The sequence below is a fragment of the Cytobacillus sp. Bac17 genome, from assembly GCF_024519925.1.
Classification (GTDB): Bacteria; Bacillota; Bacilli; order Bacillales; family Cytobacillaceae; genus Cytobacillus; species Cytobacillus pseudoceanisediminis.
Genome location: NZ_JALJRC010000054.1, coordinates 1 through 16,664 on the forward strand (window position 1 = coordinate 1; position 16,664 = coordinate 16,664).

General features: G+C 34.2%; 19 protein-coding genes. 2 read left to right on the plus strand and 17 right to left on the minus strand.

Annotated features, from left to right (window positions below):
* Positions 1 to 94: 94 nt before the first annotated feature.
* From NR125_RS28070 to NR125_RS28085, 4 genes are all read right to left on the minus strand, one after another.
* Positions 95 to 424, minus strand: a complete 330-nt coding sequence (locus NR125_RS28070; protein WP_256816653.1) for a low molecular weight protein tyrosine phosphatase family protein — start codon at positions 422 to 424, stop codon at positions 95 to 97.
* 114 nt (positions 425 to 538) lie between these two features.
* The gene (locus tag NR125_RS28075; protein WP_256816640.1) at positions 539 to 1,468 is read right to left on the minus strand and encodes a phosphotransferase enzyme family protein; all 930 of its coding nucleotides are present in this window, start codon (positions 1,466 to 1,468) and stop codon (positions 539 to 541) included.
* A 508-nt stretch (positions 1,469 to 1,976) separates the two neighbouring features.
* On the minus strand, positions 1,977 to 2,816 hold the full coding sequence (locus NR125_RS28080) for an aminoglycoside 6-adenylyltransferase (RefSeq protein WP_256816641.1): 840 nt from the start codon (positions 2,814 to 2,816) through the stop codon (positions 1,977 to 1,979).
* Between the two features lie 206 nt (positions 2,817 to 3,022).
* The gene (locus tag NR125_RS28085) at positions 3,023 to 3,481 is read right to left on the minus strand and encodes a hypothetical protein (protein ID WP_256816642.1); all 459 of its coding nucleotides are present in this window, start codon (positions 3,479 to 3,481) and stop codon (positions 3,023 to 3,025) included.
* A gap of 218 nt (positions 3,482 to 3,699) precedes the next feature.
* Between NR125_RS28085 and NR125_RS28090 the strand changes: the two genes are divergently transcribed.
* The gene (locus NR125_RS28090) at positions 3,700 to 4,179 is read left to right on the plus strand and encodes a DUF3888 domain-containing protein (RefSeq protein WP_256816644.1); all 480 of its coding nucleotides are present in this window, start codon (positions 3,700 to 3,702) and stop codon (positions 4,177 to 4,179) included.
* A 125-nt stretch (positions 4,180 to 4,304) separates the two neighbouring features.
* On the opposite strand, the gene NR125_RS28095 is transcribed toward NR125_RS28090, so the two are convergent.
* Positions 4,305 to 5,075: an alpha/beta hydrolase family protein gene (locus tag NR125_RS28095; RefSeq protein ID WP_256816645.1), complete on the minus strand. Its 771-nt coding sequence runs from the start codon at positions 5,073 to 5,075 to the stop codon at positions 4,305 to 4,307.
* A 275-nt stretch (positions 5,076 to 5,350) separates the two neighbouring features.
* Between NR125_RS28095 and NR125_RS28100 the strand changes: the two genes are divergently transcribed.
* Entirely contained in the window at positions 5,351 to 5,881 is a 531-nt protein-coding gene (locus NR125_RS28100; protein WP_306219966.1) for a JAB domain-containing protein, read from the plus strand.
* A gap of 131 nt (positions 5,882 to 6,012) precedes the next feature.
* Here NR125_RS28100 and NR125_RS28105 read toward each other — a convergent pair whose 3' ends face one another.
* The 12 genes from NR125_RS28105 to NR125_RS28160 all read right to left on the minus strand — a co-directional run bounded on the left by NR125_RS28105 (position 6,013) and on the right by NR125_RS28160 (position 16,512).
* Positions 6,013 to 6,777 carry a nuclease-related domain-containing protein gene (locus NR125_RS28105; protein WP_256816646.1) on the minus strand — a complete coding sequence of 255 codons (765 nt, stop codon included), beginning with the start codon at positions 6,775 to 6,777 and terminating at the stop codon, positions 6,013 to 6,015.
* A gap of 200 nt (positions 6,778 to 6,977) precedes the next feature.
* Entirely contained in the window at positions 6,978 to 7,211 is a 234-nt protein-coding gene (locus tag NR125_RS28110; protein WP_256816648.1) for a hypothetical protein, read from the minus strand.
* Positions 7,212 to 7,396: 185 nt separating this feature from the next.
* The gene (locus NR125_RS28115) at positions 7,397 to 9,280 is read right to left on the minus strand and encodes a hypothetical protein (protein ID WP_256816649.1); all 1,884 of its coding nucleotides are present in this window, start codon (positions 9,278 to 9,280) and stop codon (positions 7,397 to 7,399) included.
* Between the two features lie 358 nt (positions 9,281 to 9,638).
* Entirely contained in the window at positions 9,639 to 9,974 is a 336-nt protein-coding gene (locus NR125_RS28120; protein WP_019380938.1) for a (2Fe-2S) ferredoxin domain-containing protein, read from the minus strand.
* Positions 9,975 to 10,575: 601 nt separating this feature from the next.
* Positions 10,576 to 10,815, minus strand: coding sequence for a glutaredoxin family protein (locus tag NR125_RS28125; RefSeq protein WP_081757328.1), 240 nt, complete (start codon positions 10,813 to 10,815; stop codon positions 10,576 to 10,578).
* A 380-nt stretch (positions 10,816 to 11,195) separates the two neighbouring features.
* Complete coding sequence (hepT, locus tag NR125_RS28130) at positions 11,196 to 11,600, minus strand: type VII toxin-antitoxin system HepT family RNase toxin (protein WP_035332212.1); 405 nt, start codon at positions 11,598 to 11,600, stop codon at positions 11,196 to 11,198.
* Positions 11,590 to 11,997, minus strand: coding sequence for a type VII toxin-antitoxin system MntA family adenylyltransferase antitoxin (gene mntA, locus NR125_RS28135; RefSeq protein WP_035332210.1), 408 nt, complete (start codon positions 11,995 to 11,997; stop codon positions 11,590 to 11,592). Before mntA ends, hepT begins: the two co-directional genes overlap by 11 nt.
* A gap of 192 nt (positions 11,998 to 12,189) precedes the next feature.
* Positions 12,190 to 12,702, minus strand: coding sequence for a hypothetical protein (locus tag NR125_RS28140; protein WP_051488956.1), 513 nt, complete (start codon positions 12,700 to 12,702; stop codon positions 12,190 to 12,192).
* A complete protein-coding gene (locus NR125_RS28145; RefSeq protein WP_035332208.1) occupies positions 12,699 to 12,920 on the minus strand; it encodes a hypothetical protein in 222 nt (73 codons plus the stop codon). The genes NR125_RS28140 and NR125_RS28145 overlap by 4 nt, the downstream gene beginning before the upstream one ends.
* A gap of 213 nt (positions 12,921 to 13,133) precedes the next feature.
* Positions 13,134 to 14,198, minus strand: coding sequence for a HAMP domain-containing sensor histidine kinase (locus tag NR125_RS28150; RefSeq protein ID WP_035332205.1), 1,065 nt, complete (start codon positions 14,196 to 14,198; stop codon positions 13,134 to 13,136).
* The gene (locus NR125_RS28155; RefSeq protein ID WP_035332229.1) at positions 14,195 to 14,908 is read right to left on the minus strand and encodes a response regulator transcription factor; all 714 of its coding nucleotides are present in this window, start codon (positions 14,906 to 14,908) and stop codon (positions 14,195 to 14,197) included. The genes NR125_RS28150 and NR125_RS28155 overlap by 4 nt, the downstream gene beginning before the upstream one ends.
* A 197-nt stretch (positions 14,909 to 15,105) precedes the next feature.
* On the minus strand, positions 15,106 to 16,512 hold the full coding sequence (locus tag NR125_RS28160) for a fused MFS/spermidine synthase (RefSeq protein ID WP_035332203.1): 1,407 nt from the start codon (positions 16,510 to 16,512) through the stop codon (positions 15,106 to 15,108).
* Positions 16,513 to 16,664: the final 152 nt, after the last annotated feature.

Sequence of the window (16,664 nt, forward strand, 5' to 3'; positions counted from 1 at the left end):
GAGATATTTTAAGTTTTTATTGAAAAATATTGACAAACTATTAGCTGGTTTAGTTGAAGAAGAGCATGAAAAATGAGCTGCAACAGCAACTCAACTAAGACATTTCGATATGGTCTGAAACTCTTGACCACAAGATTTCTATAAGTTCTTCATCCATAAACGTATAATCATCAGGAATATCTAAACAAATGACTTTCTTATCTTCTTTTAGCATTGGTCCAAATTTTTCACGCAGTCTTCTGTTATGTTTCTTTTCCATAACAAATATTAAATCCGCCCAACCGATATGGCCGCTATTCACTTTGATACGAGCATTGTTCTCTGTCCCAGCAGACCGAACTTGGTGTCCGTTTACCTCGTGGAATATTTTCTCCGCGGTTAAACTTCTCCACTTAATCCGACTACATATAAAAAGTAACTTTATTTTTCTCACCTTCTTAAAGGGGATAATTACGTCTTTAAAAACCTTATCATCTAAGATTAAATTGACCCGTTAGTAAAACAAACAAAAATTCCGCAAAGGTAACTAAAATCTCCATTAATTCACATTCGATACAACTTTACTTTCTATATGATTTCTATTTTCAAAAACCCATTGAAACATTGCTTTATTAATTTTATAAATGTCTTCGTTACTTGAAAAATAAGCCATAAATATTGTTTGGATACAAAGCATTACGTACCAAATAGACTCTTTTTCATTAGCTGATAAAGGATTAACTTTATTATAGCTAGCCACTAGATTTCCAACAAAATCAATCCACATTCCCCTTAGTTCCTCTTTAGTAAATACTTCACTTAAAACACTTGTGGAACAATAACATAGATCAAATATCCTAACATTGACTTCCACTATCTCATAATCAATAACACCAGAAAGGCTGTTGTTTTTAAATATTATATTATGAATATGAGCATCCCTATGTACAAGTTGTTTTGGAAGAATATTAACTAGGTTCTTTATATCCTCTTCCAACTGTTGATACGCATTTTGAAGTTCCTCTGAAGGATCTACTTTGATTATTTCATTTAAGGCAAAACCGTATACCCCCTGGTATAAATCTTTAATAGGGTACTCGCTTAAAAAATCAACAGATTCCATTATTTTATTTAAATCGGCAATTGTTTCTCCTAGAAGTTTAGGTATTAAAGGATTTCGCAAACTCTCTTCTGCTCCAAAGGTGGAACCTTCAAGGTAGGTATATATCGAGTAATTTGATTCCTGATAAGATAAACTAAAGTCCCCGTGTTTATTATATAAGGGAAATTGAGTTAAAAAATTATTGTTTCTTAAAAGCCCGATGAGTTTTAATTCACTATTAAACTGTTCTAAATTATTCTTTCTTTTAATAATGAATTTCTCATCATCATTAGTAATGATTAATGTTGCCCGTTCCGAAAGCTTCTTAAAGTTATTAATTTCAATACCCCAACTCGAAGAAATGTTCTTAAAATCAAAAAACTCCATATAGCTCCTCCCACTCAGCAATATAAACTAATATATTCTGATAAAGGGTAGTGAAATCCTCCAACATTTGGAATACCTTATTAAGTAAACCTGCCCCGTTTATGGAATAAGAAAAAAGCTGCCTGATTAGCAGCTGTTCTTGAACATAAGCACCCATTAGCTTAACGAAGAATTTATTAAAATTGTTCCCCAATAAAGAAAACTCATAATAAAGAACACAGATAGAAATACCGTAAGTGCCTTTGGCAATTTTCTATAAAAATAAATTAAGGCTAATCCTATCAATATGTGAATAACAGCAAAAAGAAAAATACTCAACTCTTTCACCTCTACCAATAATTGTAACATTTTGTATATTAGTGAGTATATCTATATTTCATTAATTTGCCCCGTTTTTCTAACAAGGAATTCAACAAAAAAGGCGGTTAATCCTTTTGGATCACGCACCTGATAGTTGAACAAGAGAGGTGTACTAAATTACATACACCTCTCTTTAAATTTTTTTATATTAGAAGGCCATTTCTATTATTTTTTTGATTTGGTCTTCATTTTCTTCGATATTAACTTGCTTACTTAGGTATTTATTCAGCCTAAGAATTTCTGATGCCATACTAACCATTGTTTTCATAATTTGATTAGTATTCCGACCGCAATCCCAACTTTCCAAAAGTGATAATTGCCAATCTTTCAATTTACTTCTTTTCCCTTCAATTTTGGACCAAACACCGCAAGGGCTATCCAAATGCTGTTCCATTTCCATATACCAACCTAAAACAATTAACCAACGTACTCTATCTAAGTTAGATAAAGCATAATATATTTCATCCCTCATAACGGCACGGTAAGTTTCGTGTATAAAAGCAAAAATTTTTCCTCTCCAAAACTCAACATCATCAGAAGAAGGTTTATAAACTTTAGATGATGATTCCTTTATTACCCCATTAATAATGTTATTTGGGTCGTAAAGAACCTTATATCCCTTTAACCAAATAGAAGGTGCAATCTCTTCAGGTGAATGATACCAACTATCTACTTTAACAAAGGTATCGTAGTGGGTTACCACAACGGGAGAAGAAGCATTGAAGTCTTCGTAAAATAAAACATTTCCCCATTTTCTGGCCCTATTACCTTTGTCTTTAATAAAAACCGCTATCTTTTCAGGAGTAACAATAGTGTGTAAATCAATATCAGAATAATTGTCAAAGTTCCCTCTCGCTAATGAACCCGCTTGATAAATAGCCAAAACATTAGAATCTGAAGTTAAATCATTTAATGCGTTTTCCAAAAGAACGTCACGATGTTTTGGTAATGAAAAATCTCTTTCTAAATGTCTACTTACAAATCCCACTCATCCTCCACCAGCTCCTTAGCTGCCGCAATTTAATTTACTAAGTAATTCGATAAACGGATATAAAAACCTTCTTAAGCTAACCTGCCCCGTTTGTAAAAAAAGAAAAGGCCACCTGATTTGGCAGGTAGTCTTAATGTAATGCACCATATATTTGAAGTACAATGATTCACAGACTTATAATTGAATGTATCCCGTTGCCTAAATTACTGTAAAGGATAACGCTCTAGGGACAATGTTAAGTCACGTAGTGCATTTATTTCTTCGCTACCCCAATTATTTCTTTCAACCGCTCTGAGCACTTTTTTAGCAGCGGTAAGCAAACTGTTCTTAAGTTCCTCTAATTTGCAAATTGCTATAAATTCAATTTCCCTTTTTTCACTATCATATTCGAACGACATTTCTACATGATTTGGATCTAATTTTTTCCCAAGTACGACAGGAGTTCCATCCATAAAGTCAAACTTAAATGTTTGCCCCATAGAAGAAACTAACAATCCTTTAAATGATTTAATCCACCAAGATAAAATAATTACTACAAAATCAGACCAAACTTCATCGGGAAAAAAGCGATGGTAATCAACAACAAAAGATATGTTCCCTATAATATTTATGTTGTATTCTAGAGAATCTACTTCTACCTCTATAGAAATGGTTTGTTCCATTAGTATCATTCCTTTTGCTTAAAGATACCGATTAATATTCGATTCCTTACGATGTCATTCCTGCCAAAACTAACTAGCCCCATTGCACAATACGAAAAACGTTTCCGCAACTACTCTATCTTCAAAGCTCTCCATGTGTTAATGACTATTTTCTTTATATTACTTCAGAGTATATAAAAATCATTCTATACAAACATTAAAAATATAGGAGGTGAAATATGAACTTTTTTACAAAAGTCCTTTGTTTTCATATTCTAATTTTCTTCCTTGCTATTCAATTTGTAAGCGCAGAAGAGTATAACCGTAAAGGTTACAGTGATGATTTATTTCTTGTATCAACTGATGTTACCCAGGAACAACAATTCAAGAATTTCTTTCTAGAATTTCTTCACCCAAAAATAGTTAATGCCGCCCAAAAAAAGTACAATGATAAATCAATAAGTGGGATATCCGTAAATTGGGAGAACACTTATAATGTTGTGGAAATCACCAGGAGATACAACCAAGGTAATGAACACCCGTATCCATACGTAATTTCAGTCATTGTTTTTCCTCAAAATGGTGATATCAATAACCCTAAAATATATGGTCCTGACAAATTGACTTTTGGAATTGATCCCATTCTTTTCAGGGAAAATATCAGTAATCTGCCAGCGATAAAGTTAATTGATTATAAACATATAAAGACAAAACCATAAGCCTCTATATTCCATAGGGGTCTTTTTTTATCCATTATTCAGATTGTCAATATAATCCGGGATTTCATTACACTGAATTACCATACTCTTATTAAACAAACCTGCCCCTATAGTTCAATAAGTAATTATATTGAGTCAATAACCGAGGTCCATGCAGAAGAAGTTGGTTCAATAATTTTGAAGTGGTCTATATCTGGGAGAATAACTAGTTTTACATTTTCCCCCTTATTTACAGCAAATTCGTAATAATCCTTACTTAAATCTACTGGAACGTGACGATCTAATTCCCCATGTATTAATACTTGTTCAACATTCATTGGCAATAATTCAGCTGGAGAAGACAACTTATAACGCTGAGGAACCTCTTCAGGGGATCCCTCTAATAGTGCAGCTGTGTGACTCTTCATTTTCTTTTGTTCATGTATATTCCACATCTTTACTAAGTCTGTAACTCCTGCTAAGCTAATCACTTTTTGAATAGAAACACTAAGTTGATTAAAGGAACTAACATTTGTCATGGATTTTATTCTTGAAGCTAACCAAAGTGCTAAGTGTCCACCAGCAGAATGACCAATAACAACAACACTTGAAAGATCTATTGGATATGACTCATTAAGTTTTAATAGATGATTTACAGCATTAATAACATCATTAAACGTTCCAGTCCATCCTCCCCCTTCTTCCCCCACTCGTCGATATTCGATATTCCACGTTGCATAACCTTTATGGGTTAAATCATCAGCAATTGGATTATTCTCCTCTAAGTTATATCTTGCTTGCCAAAAGCCTCCGTGAATTAATACTATTACTGGACATGAGAGTAAATTCTCAGGAATTCGTAATACACCAAATTGAGATTCATGTTCTCCGTAATAGATCTTACTTTTATTAACCATTTATAACTCCCCCTGCAACATACTTATAACTTTTTACTTCGATATTAATAGCCACACATCCTTTATAGAAAAGTAGCTATTAACGTATCGCTTATTAAACAACCCTTCCCCATTTGTACAAAAAGATAGCCTCATACGGGAAGGATAACTTGTCCTATGTATTACTTTTTAGAAATATGTGAATATTTAATGTCTAAATCTCACTGAATATATACATTAATAGGTAATGGATTTATGATTAATTCAACAAATCAAAACAGAAAAGAGCATGCCTAATGGAAACTATTTATGAAGTTTCAAGAATCAAGCAAGTTATTAGAGAAGTGAAAGATAGAAGATTTGAAAAAAGAGTTTGTAATCCCTGGGATGTGAAAGATGTTGCCCTTCACTTTATAGCGGATGATGACAGAGAGGTGTTTCTCGTTATTTGCCTCAACACTAGAAATGACGTAATCGCCGTTCATAGAAGTCATATCGGTACTCTTGCCACTGCTGCCGTTTCACCTCGTGAAATCTTCAAAGCGTGCATCCTAAATAATGCAAGGAGCTTTATCGTAGCGCACAACCACCCTTCCAACGACATAAAACCATCAAAAGAAGACTTCAATATAACAGAATCTTTGCTAAAATCAGGATTAATCCTTGAAATTCCATTATTGGATCACTTGATTGTTAACTCTAAAGGGGATTTTTTCAGCTTCAAACAAGAAGGCTTTTTGTTAGAAGATCGAGTCATCAAGAGAAAGGTCTTCATAACGAATACCATAAAAAAAGAAGCATCCCCTGCATCGCCACAATGTGAGTAGGAATACTTCTATTTGAAAAATTTTATGCTTCACTGGCATTTGCCATATTTAGTTGAGGATCTTGATTACAGTCAAGATCTCTTTTTTATTATAAATCTTTATAATCATTTTTAGTCTAAACAATAAAATAGTTATATTTCTCTTTGATGTTCAAAACAATAAATACTGCCTTTAAACCGTTCTTTATTTGTAAGACAATACTTCCTGACTTTGTCAGATACCATCTTTCCACAGGTTGCACAAGAAGCAGAAGAATTTAATTTTGACTCTACTTCTTTTTTATTCATTTTTATATTCTTTATGTGCTGCTCCCTGATTTCTATATCAGTTATATGGTTTCTTATTAATATATCGTACATTTGCTGAATCTTTTCTTCTGTATATACTGGAGCATTGAACAGTAAACGTAACACATTCTGCTTTCTAGTAATGAAATCAGATAGCTCAGTATCGTAAACAATCAGCTCATTGGATTGAATCTTTCTTAGATTAAGATCTACTTTAAATATACATCTTCTTGAAAAAGAAACCATTGAGACAATATTACTGACATTAACATTTCTCAGTAATGATTGTACTGCTTTAATATGGCCAAAATTCTGATTAAATGGATTAACCATCGGAAATTTGCCATTAATCAACCACTTATCTTTATCCCTGCTCCCATAAATTGTACCTGTATAGTTCTTTGTTTCAATCACAAAGATAGCGTATGGGCTAATAATAATATGATCAATCTGAGAGAACCCTGTTATGGAGTTGGGATTTGGGATCATTATATCACTCATGTATCGATAGCTCTTTGGCAATTGATCAAGTTGTATATCTATTTTGTATTCTCCTAACTCGCCTATCCTGGTTGGAGGAATTTTGTTCTTTTCCTGTTTACAATCCACCTTTAGGGAATCCGTCTCATTAATCTTTTTCGAAAATATACCTAATAGTTTAGAGATTATGCTAACCACCTTCTTTAAACTAATTACTCACATAATACCTATTCTCCAATATTATCATTCTTATTAGCAGTATGTACCAAGAAAACTTTAAAGAGTCTAATGATTAATGTACCTTTCATTTACTTCTTATTTTCTTAAAATTAGTCCCTTTTCTCTTTAATAATTTTGCCGCGTACGATAGTTATCTTGGGCAGTCCACCAAAGAAATTTGGCCTAGTTTCCCCTTTACCAATTTCAACAAAAGTAAATTGCGGGAACTTACATTCATATTTAAAACGAAAGTCTTCCATATCCATTTCTTTATCTATCAAGTCAAAATTATAAAAGTACCCACTTTCAATATCGCATACTATCGTCCAATATTTTAATATCATTTTGCATTCCTCCAATAAATTACTTTCTAAAAAAAAGAACCTCAAACAAGACGTATCCGCCTGTCTGAGGTTCTTCCTCTTTCTAGTCATCTATTCTTTTAAATATTACTAATTTGTCTCTTCTGACATGAGAAGAGATATTGGCAGGTGACAGGAAACCTGTCACCATGGTCCCTTTAAGCAAATTACTTTTGTACTTGACCTACAGTAACTGTGTTGCCAGCTAAGTCAGCTAATGTTGAACCTTCAACAAACTTAACTACGATAGTTTGTGTAGGAGCAAATACTGAGTTAGTCGCAGTAATTACTAGACGAGTATCAGTACCATTAGTACCGTTAGCTTTAGTAAATGTTAATGCATTTGAAGATGTGTCAACTTTCGCACCGTTAACATAAACTTCAATACCAGTAGCAGCAGTTGGGCTAGCAAGCGCTTCGCTCATTTCTACGTTTAATACCTTGTCATCAACAAGTTTAACAGATTGAGCAACTGGCTTTGTATTTTCAGTGATGCTAATTGATACACCGTTCTTAGCAGCAGTTGTTAAAGTGTTGCCATTTTCGTCAACAATATCTTTTACAGCTACAGTTCTAGCACCTGTTACGAAAATATGACCTGCAGGTAATTTAGCACGTACAGTTTTCTTATCTCCATAGAAGTATAGATCTGTTCCAGCAGGTAGTGGTTGACCGTTAATAGTGTACTTGTTAACGTCAAGTGCAGCATTTGTTAAAACATTGTTGAAAGCGAATTGCAACAGACCTGTAGATACTTCAGAAGGTGTTGCTGTTACTACAGCTGATGTAGCAGAATCACCTGCAACAGTGAAAGATAGAGCAGTTGCAGCAGCTTCGTTTGCTGTTACAGCTGTATCTTTAACAAATTGTGCTCCTAAGTTAATTGTGTATGTTCCACCTTTAAGCTTTGCAGAAGATAGAAGTGAAGCATCAGTTACTGTTAAAACAAAATACTTGTCTTCACCTGCATCACTAGTGTCACCATCATTGTTTGCATCATAAACATATGCTGGAGTTGCAGTTGCTGCTGAAATTGTATTTCTTACACCATCAGTTGTAGTAAAAGTTCCATTTAGTGTTGTAAATGGCGTAGAACCCGCTACGATTGATTCGCTCATTTTTACGATGATTTTGTCATCTTTAATCGTTGTACCAACAACAGTTGGCTTAGTAGTATCTTTAGTTACTAGTAATGTTTGAGCTGGAGTAGCAGCAGCTAATGAGTTTCCGCTTGCATCAACAGCACCTTTAACTGAAACAGAAACATTTTTGAAGTCTCCAGAAGTAATTGCACTTGTTGCATCGTACTCATACTCTAGTCCATTATCATCAGTTTGGTCAGCAGAAGTTAAGTAAACATCTACTCCATCTACAGTTAACCATACGCGTGTAGAAGCATTACCATTTTGAGTAGAGTTAACTACTGCTTCACTAAATTTAACTTTAACTTTATTTCCTTCTGAAGTTAAAGATGTAACTGTCGGTGCTGTAGTATCAGTACCTACTTGTACAGTTGCAGTGTACTCAGGAAGTACATTCCCTGCTAAGTCTTTTAATCCAGGAATTGTGATTTTTGAAGCTCCAACTAAAGTATCAACTGTACTATCGTTAGTTACTGTGTAAGAAGTGTTTGTTACTCCATCAACAGCTACAGTAGCACCTGCAAGTGCACCAGTTGAAACTTGTACAGGCTCAGAAAATTCAACTACTGTGTTAGGTGCAACATATTTTGTTGTTAATACTGGCTTAGACTTATCTTCAAGTAATACTGGCGCTTTATAGTCTGTTACATCTTTACCAGATGCATCTTTAATACCAGTAACTTCAAATTGAACATATTTGTCAAGATCAGCAACGAATCCAGCAGTTCCAAAAGTAATAGTAGCTTCTGTTTTAGCTGCATTCAATGATACACGTGTAGGGTTAGCTGATCCTAATTTGTAATTAGCTAAAACTTCTGCACCACCAGTAGCAACACCGGCTTGAACAGCCTTGTTGAACTTAACAACGATTTGTTTAGCGTTAATCGCACTTTCTTTCTCCTCTATCAAAAATAAAAAACGCCTCGATCCCAATAACATCAGGGGTTTGAAGCGTTTTAATAGAAACCTTTTAGTATGGTTAAATAATATTATACGAATAGTTATAGTTTAAGGCTGAGATTTGAATTTATACGCTCCCCTTCTGTTAACAAAGAATCCTCATTAACGTGAGCACCAGCAATTTTGCATTTATCCAGGGGGTTACTAAAAATCTCTCTTTTCCCTTATAAACAACTAAACAATTAATCGGTTACTAGTTTTGAACAAACAAAATACCGCCATAGATTTTACTTAAGTGTAATTGTCACTGAAAGGTAGAAAAGCGTCCTGTTTTACAGCAACGCTTTTTCGATGAATTAGTATAATGTTATATTTCACTTTCATCCTTCTTAAATGTTTTTCCATCATGGTAGTAAAGTTTAGAACTTAAATTACCAGTTCTCTCTTCTTTTAATTGACGAATAAGTTCTTCACTTTTAATTTTATTCATTTCTTTGTACCAGGCTCCATCTGGATATAGAACAACGATAGGACCATGTTTGCATTGGCCGTTACATAATGTTTTTGTTGTATGAATCTCCTTTTGCAGCGCTAAGTTTTTCAATTCTCCCCTAACGGTCTCTGTTACTTCTTCAGCTCCATTTTTCATGCATGTTTTCCCGTTGCAAATTAATAGATGTTTGCTAACTCCATCTAAGTTCATATGAATTCCCCCTGGTTCTCCCTTTTTATTTAACCTCTATAACAATGGAAAGCGTTCAATCACCTTCTAGATTTTTTTCTAATACATAAGTCTTTATTACATGCTCTATAGAAAATCACAAGCGTCACTATTTAAAGCTGATTGAGTCTTAGTCAGTGCAACTTCTTAGCATTTCTCGATTTAAATAAATTCTTCAAGACTTTTTGAATTTATCAACATTCCCTTTAATCACATAATACTATACCCCTCTATAGTATGTGAAGGATTTTTTTTATTAAGATTAAAAATAGGTGTTTGGCATATAGGTTCATTAAATTAAAAATTATGCTGGTTTACTTAATAATACTTGGGTGGTGTAATCGAGGTTTTACTATTCGGAATATATTTTTACAAAACCCTCAAAAAGGCCTTACTTGATAATTAAAAAGAGGACTTTCATAAAAAAGAAAGTCCATTAATTGTATTTTTTTGGAATTAACTTTTGAGTCTGGTTTCTCAAATTCACTATTTCATCACTTTACAAGTATGCCCAAAATCTTGGATTAGTCTCAGCTGCATGTTGTCAGCGGAACTCCTTCCACACTCTTATCTGTTTTAAAATTTATCTTTGCACTTTAAGTAACTGAATAATTTTGTCCTTATTCACTTCAAAACCAATAAAAATTTTAGGACGTTTCATAATACTTAGGAGTCTTGTATCTCTTATAACAAAAGCAGGCACAATGCGAGAGCCCGTTCTTTTTTTCATTTCTTCCTCTTTATCAGGGTTCCGGGTTAAATCATATTCAATGTATTTAATACCGTTCTGCGAAAGAAACTCCTTCGCTTCTTTACAATCCAGTCAAGTTGGTCTTGAATATAATTCTATTTGAACTCTTTGCATGTTTATCACTCCTTTAAATAATCTATTTTTCATTAGATATTTTACCCCTTCAAGATTCATTTTAAATAAACCAGATGATACACCGCTTCACCCATTCACCCATTAAAATGTAGAAAAAACTTAAAATATCCTCACATAAAAAACCTTTCTTGTTCTCTTTCCTTAATTCATGCTAGAGCAAACATCTTATTCTTTTAGTGAGTTCATTTTAACCATGATTGTACCTTTATGTTATAAACAACAAAAAAATAATCCCCTTGACTTTGTCATGAGAGGATTTAATATACTAATTTACTCAGTATTGTAGTAAAACCTAATTTAGTATTTTGTAGAATAAGCTAAAACATTAAAATTGTTTTGGTATACTCAAAAAAATCAACTAAATGATCATCAAGTATTTTTTTTAATATCTCTAAATTAATTTCTTGGTAGTCATGAACTGCAATATTTCGGAAACCAACCATAGCTTTCATTTTTTGAGATAGATTTGCTTGTAGAATCCCTTCTTTCTCTAATATCGAAAATGCATCCCGGCTATTTTGCGGAAGCCCTAGCTTCTTATTAGCAATAATATGCATGGCTAGATCAATGCTCGCTTCACAAGCCCGCTGAAGATTTAATATTATTGAATCTTGTTTAGTGTAATTCTCTAGGTTTTTCGAGTTATTATCGTATTCCTCATGTATTCTTTTAATACAACGTTCGATAATACTTACTTTGTTTAGAATCACATCACTTTTCATATATGGTCCCGCTTTCATCTATCTTTTTTATTATCTCAGAACGTTCTTCATTTAGCTTTACGTACATCTTTAATGCTTTTAACTCAAATTCCTCCTTTTTTCGTTCATCCGTACAATAGATGGTTTTACCTGTCTGGACAATTTGAGCTTGAAAAACCGTACTGGCTTTACTTAAATCAATCAAATCTATTTCTCGGTTTAGTTTTGCGGCCAGTTCTTGAGCGATCATAAACAATTCATATTTATCTAAGTTTTTTTCATCGCTTAAAAAAGCAATATCAATATCGCTCTCTCTATGGATGTTTCCATTGACGGTTGAACCAAATAAAACAATTAAAAAAGGTGAAACTTTTTTAATTAAAAGATCAGTTATTATTTGTTCCGCATTAGTATTCAACGTCTAAAAACCTCCATGCTTTTTTTTAATTATATAACAAATATCTAGGATAAAAACAGTTTGTCTAAGGGTAATCACAATATTCAACAGGAATTTGTCAATTAAACATCAAAACCATTCTTCAGTTTAGGTTATTCTTTTTTTAAAATATGTTGGCTGCTGCACCGAATGCTATAGAGGGGGCTTCTGCTTCTACAAATGGTTATGCTGCTTCTGTTGCTTTTTCCAACCATATGGGGTAATACCCCGCGGCTTGTACACCGACAATGTCACGATAAGCAGCAACAATAGCAAGCCGCCAGCGGGATGAAATATTTCATTCGGTAGCCTGCTCAGACCTGTAGGATCCGTTTCTTCTGCCAATCGTGCCAAGGAGCTCACTAACGGCATATGAAGGAGCAAGACGAACGTAGAAAATACCGTTAGTAAAAGTTTGAATATAACCCAATAATGACGGAAAAGACCCCATGGGGTGCCGAGTGACATGATAATTCCAGTGAGTAGCGAGATGAGCGCCAACGGGACGATGACGTACCATCCGATCAATTCCATCGCGATCCAAACGGCACGTACCGTTTGGATATCCGGGCTGATTTGACCAGCGATGGCTAAAGCTATGTACGCAATAACAGTTCCAATCCAGCCAACAGAGCAAGTGACATGCGCGGTGAGGGCGAACTTCCGGAGTCCAGGCTTCATTGTCATGGTTGTTGTGCCTCCATTTGTTCTGTGGGCAGTGTCTGGCCAAAATGCCGCATAGGTCCGTGCTTGCCTCCTATGCCTGTGATGTTTATGATGACAAAAAGCAGGAGCAGAGCTATAAGAATGATTAATGATACCTTTACCCAGCGTGGCATAACTGGCTGCCGCTCCTTAGCTTGCTTCCCGCCATTGTCGTGATTGGAGTTTGATAAGTTATTCATTGGGGTTTCCTCCTATTTAGTTAATTGGTCAAATACTTATTGTAAAATCCTTTAAAGCTCTATAGGATCCTGGCAGACTTATTGTAAAAAAGAAAACTAAAACTCCTATAAAAAGAAAATAAAAAAGTTATGAAAAAATATAAAGAATTATGAAGTGGAATTTAAACAAAAAAACCTTCAGTTTTTCAACTGAAAGTCTTTCAGAACACATTCCTATACTGATAGTGGGAGTGAAAAACGGATTCCCAATCCCCCATGATTTGAATGAAACGCATGAATCTGACCGCCATGATGTTCAATTATTAATTTACAGCTTGCTAGACCTAGTCCAGAACCGCCATTACTCATTTGTCTAGATTTATCCACCGTGTAAAATTTACGAAACAGTAAAGACAGGTCCTGATTAGGCACTCCAACGCCATTATCCTCTATTAGAAAGTATGCATAACCTTCCTGTACATAACCGGTCAAATAGACATGAAGTTCATTACTATTGCTGTATCTTACAGCATTACTGAAAAGATTTCCAAATACACGCCGTATCATGTGTTCATTGATACTAATGAGCTGGTTCGGGTTAAAAGTATGTTTCCATGTAAGCCTGAAATCGAAGCTAGATAACTCGGTCTCATATTCAGATGATATAGTGTCAAACAACTTATGAGCTGCTATCGGTATCATAGCTATGGTTTCAAACATTGCCTCATTCTTAGTATACATTGAGAAAGAATCAATCAGCTCCACCATGTGTTTTGTTTTTTTCATAATAAGCTCATAATAATCCTGTGTCTCCATTCTTGTCAGATCTTTCTGTATAGAGAGAAGCTCAACAAAACCTGTTATTGTAGTTAATGGAGTCTTCAAATCATGAGCAATAGCTGCTATCATATCAACCTGTTCCCTATGGGCTTGATATAGTCTTTCTTCCATCTCATTAAAATGATTATACAGGTCTCCGATTTCATCCTTCCTTCTTGAATGCAAGGGGGTTCGGGAGTTTCCAATATTTACTTTTTTTAGTCTTAAATTGAGTGCTTGGATGGGTTTAGTAATATTGAAGTGAAAAAATACTGTTAAAACAACAAACAACAAGCCCATTAAAATACTTAGAAGTAAGAGCATTTGAAAATGAACCGGACTAAATATATTTTCTAGCCATACGTGTCCTTCATCTGCTGATAACGATTTTATATAAAAGACAAAAAAGGCAGCAATCAGCAGAAGCGTTAGAAGAAATATGAAGAGAAATAGTAATGGAAGCTTGGTTTTTAGCTTCATGTTGATGTATTCCCTTCAATATATTTGTAACCAACACCCCAGACGGTTTTGATGAAATCGTGCTGTACGCCAATCTTTTTTCGGATATTTTTTATATGAACGGTGACGGTGTTTAAATCTCCGTATTCGTCTCCCCAGACGCTATCATAAATTTGTTCACGGGTGAGGACATTATTGGGATGATTCTTCAGAAAGGATAAAATTTGAAATTCCTTAGTCGATAACTCTAACTTTTGATGATTTAAAAAAGCTTCATAAGTCTTGTCATTTAACACAAGAGGCGAGTTTGAATTTAGAAACTTCACTTCCTTCTCCTTTATAATGCCATTCCATTCCTGATGCAAACGGTCAACCTTTCTGAAATGAGCTTTTATCCGTGAGGTAAGCTCCTGAATGCTGAAAGGTTTCGTCATATAGTCGTCTGCTCCAATTTCCAGTCCGATAATCTTGTCCATATCCCTGCTGCGTGCACTTAGCAACAGAATGGGGATATTGTATTCACTTCTAATTTTCCGGCAAACTTCCAAACCATCCATTTCCGGCATCATGATATCCAAAACAACAAAATCAATCTTGTTTTCTTTCAAATAGTACAAAGCCTTTTTTCCAGAATAAGCTTGTATCGTATAAAACTGTTCAAATTTTAAGCTTTCTGTAATTAGCCGTACAATATCATGATCGTCATCTACAACTAAAATTGTTTTCCCCATTTTTCCACCAGCTTTTTTTATTTTTTCTCTCATGGTAACAAAAAAATTTCACTTATGTCGCTCTTTTATTAATAGTCATCACTGAAAAAATAAAAAAACCTAAGGGCTTTCTGTTATTGTTGGATGATTATATCTGTTACATTCTTTATTATTCTTGGGTATATTAATATGACAATTACTAGCTAGGAATTATAAAATTAATTTAGGTTAGTTAACTTCGTGTCGCTATCTAGAATTACTTTCCCTTTTCCAACTTTGATCAAGTTATGGCCCTTTATTTTTTTATCCTCAATCGGGTATTTACTTCCAATAATTGTAAAGTTTTGAATTCCTTTTCCATCTTCTCTCCCATAGATGTAAACATAGGGATAAACTGATTTTAAAGTGCTATTCATTGATTCAATCAGCAAATCTCCTTTCTGTTTGCCGATTGCGTTAATAATTAAAATACCATTATTATTTAACTTCTCACTTGTTAGCTCAAAGAACTCTTTTGAAATTAAATGAAAGGGAATTTGAGTTGTATTGTTATAAGCGTCCAAAAAGATGAGATCAAATCTTTTTTTCTGCTCTTTTAGAATTTTTCTCCCGTCACCTATCTCTACACTATTACCATTGTATTGAAAATATTGGCGGCTGACGTCTACTACCTCTTTGTCGATTTCCGCAACGAGAACATTTTTATTGGTATCTTCAAACTTACGTGTTAATGTTCCAATACCGTGGCCAATCATGTAGACTTCTTTACTCTCTGGAGAAAATGTTTTAGAAATCTCCCACACGCTTTTTGAATAATCAAGGAGAAGTTTGTCAGGTTGATTCATATCCATCATTCCCTGAATAGTAGTTTTATTGCCAAAGGTGAGTGAACGGAATCTTCCTTCTCTCCCTTGATAGAAATCCTTTTCCAATACATAAATATCATGGTAAAGACTTGTCTTCTTCAAAAGAATGTCTTGGGATTTCTCTCCAACTAAAAGAAAAGGAAGAGCAATAAACAGTGCAGGGATAATTAATAAAAATCCTTGCATCTTGGTTTTAGTATCACAATAAATAATGTTTGTTAAATATACCAGGCCAGCTAGAAGGCCAATAATGGAGTTGATATTAGTCCAGGGTATTAGCCAGAAAGTTGTCACAATTGTTCCAAGAACGCTTCCGATCGCTGATGCTGAATGTAAGCTACCAATGACTTTTCCACTTGCCAATTCTCCTATACCATCCTTCATAAGGACAGTCCCGATTACACTTAGAAGAAAATTAGGAATTAAATAAAGCAAAAGCACACCGAGCGTAGTACCGGGGGTACTTGAAAGTGATTCAAGTAATGGAAAAAGCGTAGTTTTAATCAATGGAATAATGGCTATCGAAAGAATACCAAAAAGATATATAAACAACATGATTTCGCGAATGTTTGCTTTATCAGCTAGATATCCTCCTACTATGTATCCTACACTTGATCCAATCAGGAAAATCGATATAATTATTCCCCATGTGTAAACTGTGTTACCAAATGAAGGTGCTATCAGTCTTGTAGCGGTCATTTCTAGTCCCATTATTACAAAGCTGACAACAAATAGCGTAAAGTAGATTTTTGACTTCATACACATCTCCGTTCTATCGTTATAATGTTCAAATAGTGTTATTTCGTTTTACAAAACTAGATTAGAAGCATTAATGAATTTTATTTAAACATGTAAATCCTCCCTCTATAAATGTTGATTTATCAACGGTTTGACCCGTTGGTGAGGTGTCA

Bases quoted from the DNA above. Each gene is read 5' to 3' on its own strand.
- hepT (WP_035332212.1), bottom strand. From the start codon at position 11,600: ATGAAAAGTGATGTGATTCTAAACAAAGTAAGTATTATCGAACGTTGT.
- NR125_RS28085 (WP_256816642.1), bottom strand. From the start codon at position 3,481: ATGGAACAAACCATTTCTATAGAGGTAGAAGTAGATTCTCTAGAATAC.
- NR125_RS28160 (WP_035332203.1), bottom strand. From the start codon at position 16,512: ATGAAGTCAAAAATCTACTTTACGCTATTTGTTGTCAGCTTTGTAATA.
- NR125_RS28090 (WP_256816644.1), top strand. From the start codon at position 3,700: ATGAACTTTTTTACAAAAGTCCTTTGTTTTCATATTCTAATTTTCTTC.
- NR125_RS28110 (WP_256816648.1), bottom strand. From the start codon at position 7,211: ATGATATTAAAATATTGGACGATAGTATGCGATATTGAAAGTGGGTAC.
- NR125_RS28095 (WP_256816645.1), bottom strand. From the start codon at position 5,075: ATGGTTAATAAAAGTAAGATCTATTACGGAGAACATGAATCTCAATTT.
- NR125_RS28155 (WP_035332229.1), bottom strand. From the start codon at position 14,908: ATGGGGAAAACAATTTTAGTTGTAGATGACGATCATGATATTGTACGG.
- NR125_RS28140 (WP_051488956.1), bottom strand. From the start codon at position 12,702: ATGACAATGAAGCCTGGACTCCGGAAGTTCGCCCTCACCGCGCATGTC.
- NR125_RS28145 (WP_035332208.1), bottom strand. From the start codon at position 12,920: ATGAATAACTTATCAAACTCCAATCACGACAATGGCGGGAAGCAAGCT.
- NR125_RS28120 (WP_019380938.1), bottom strand. From the start codon at position 9,974: ATGAACTTAGATGGAGTTAGCAAACATCTATTAATTTGCAACGGGAAA.
- NR125_RS28100 (WP_306219966.1), top strand. From the start codon at position 5,351: ATGGAAACTATTTATGAAGTTTCAAGAATCAAGCAAGTTATTAGAGAA.
- NR125_RS28150 (WP_035332205.1), bottom strand. From the start codon at position 14,198: ATGAAGCTAAAAACCAAGCTTCCATTACTATTTCTCTTCATATTTCTT.
- NR125_RS28075 (WP_256816640.1), bottom strand. From the start codon at position 1,468: ATGGAGTTTTTTGATTTTAAGAACATTTCTTCGAGTTGGGGTATTGAA.